Consider the following 1788-nt stretch of genomic DNA (forward strand, 5'->3'; position numbering starts at 1 on the left):
CCCCTTCTATTGGCCCTGATCCGCTTCGACGTCGTCAGCCTCGCGACCCAACTCAGCGAAGGCTCGGGATTCTGGTCTCCGCTCGGCAGGACGATGATTGGCGGCATGATGGTCTCCACCTTCCTGCCGCTCGTCTTCATCCCGGTCCTCTACGTCATCTTCGAGAACCGCTCCGAACGCGCCCGCCGGCGCCGCGCCGCCGCGGCCCGAGGGACATGACCCGAAAACAGGGACTGTACCTCAGCCTGGCCGCGCAGCGGCTGGGACTGTCCCTGTTTTCGAACGCCGTGTCCCAAGCCGGCCGGGTAGCCGCCCAGTAGCTTCTACCTCCGACCTCAGCGGGGAGCGGTCATCCGCGCCCCGCATTCTCGTTGTGACGCCTGCGGCATCGCTCACCCAGGTGCGGCTTGCGTCGTCCCAGTTTCCTATATGTCCTCATCGCATCAGGCCCCCGACACGCCGTAACTTTCTCATTGGCAATTAGTTATTAGGCATTGGTGAATCTCCCCTATCCCGCCCCCCAGGCTATTCTGCGAGTTGTTCGCCAGACTGCCCGGAGAGCAGTTCGGAAGATCGCCCCGCAGGCCATCCGGAGAGGAATCCGGAGAACTACCTGACCTGCTGCTCGGGCGGCTCTCCGGCGAACTGTCCGGAGAGTAACTCGGCGAACTGTCTGGAGTGCTGCGGTGGCCGCTGTCGGGAGGAGTCTTCGTCAGATTGCCAGGAGAATCGTCGGCAAAGCAGCCCGCCGGGCAGTTGTGCAGGCAATCCGTGAGGCCATTCGGAGAGCTGTTCGGCAGATTGCCTGGTCAGCTGTTTGGGGAATTCCTGAGCTTGCCCGCGACCGCGTCAACAAGACCTTGCGGATGGCTTGTGCTTGTACCTCCCGAGCGAGATGCGCCAACGGCACAGGCAGCCGCCACCGGACCGAGCGACGGCTCAGCGAAACCAGTCGGGGCGCGGATGTCCGCGCCCCGCAAGTTCTCTGTGGTCGAAACTCAGCCCAGGTCAGCCCTTCTTCCATATCTTCGCCCACTCGTCCCGCAGCGTCGTGGTCCGATTGAACACAAGACGGCCTACGGCTCCGGACTCTGGGCCGCTAGCTGTAGACTGAAGACTGTCGGCCCTTCGGCTGTCAGGATCCACGCAGAAGTAGCCGAGACGCTCGAACTGGAACCGTTGCCCGGGTTTGGCCTCAGCCAGGCTCGGTTCGAGCTTGCAGCCGGAGAGCGTCTCCAGCGACTTCGGGTTGAGGTTTGACTTCCAGTCCATTCCCTCGGGAGCATCGTCCGGGTCCGGCTTGAGGAACAGGTGGTCGTAGATCCTCACCTCGGCGTCGAGTGCATGGGCTGCCGAGACCCAGTGAATTGTGGACTTGACCTTCCTGCCGTCGGGCGCGTCTCCCCCGCGCGTGGCGGGGTCATAGGTGCAACGGAGCTCGGTCACCGCGCCGGTCGCATCTTTCACGACGCTGGTACACTTGACGAAGTAGGCCGCACGCAAGCGTACCTCCCGCCCTGGCGTGAGACGGAAGTACTTCGGCGGCGGCACCTCGCGAAAGTCATCCTGCTCGATGTAGAGGACGCGAGAGAATGGTACCTTGCGCGTTCCCGCGCTCGGGTCCTCGGGATTGTTCACCGCATCGAACTCCTCGGTCTTGTCCTCGGGGTAGTTCTCGATGACCACCTTGAGCGGCCGCAGCACGGCCATCACGCGCGGCACGCGCTTGTTCAGGTCCTCGCGGACGCAGTGCTCCAGCAGCTCGTAGTCAATCACCGTGTCGGCCTT

General features: G+C 63.5%; 3 protein-coding genes. 2 read left to right on the plus strand and 1 reads right to left on the minus strand.

The annotated features are described in order from the left end of the window. Nucleotides 1-219 (plus strand): efflux RND transporter permease subunit (locus FJY68_14375; GenBank protein MBM3333006.1); only part of this gene is annotated, 219 nt, incomplete at its 5' end. A 467-nt stretch (nucleotides 220-686) separates the two neighbouring features. Further along, a complete protein-coding gene (locus FJY68_14380) occupies nucleotides 687-1064 on the plus strand; it encodes a hypothetical protein (GenBank protein MBM3333007.1) in 378 nt (125 codons plus the stop codon). On the opposite strand, the gene FJY68_14385 is transcribed toward FJY68_14380, so the two are convergent. After that, nucleotides 1009-1788: glutamine--tRNA ligase (locus FJY68_14385; GenBank protein ID MBM3333008.1), on the minus strand; the 780-nt coding region annotated here is incomplete at its 5' end. The two genes, FJY68_14380 and FJY68_14385, sit on opposite strands and share 56 nt — an antisense overlap.

The sequence above is a fragment of the candidate division WOR-3 bacterium genome (genome assembly GCA_016867815.1).
Classification (GTDB): Bacteria; Hydrothermota; Tepidihabitantia; order Tepidihabitantales; family Tepidihabitantaceae; genus UBA2258.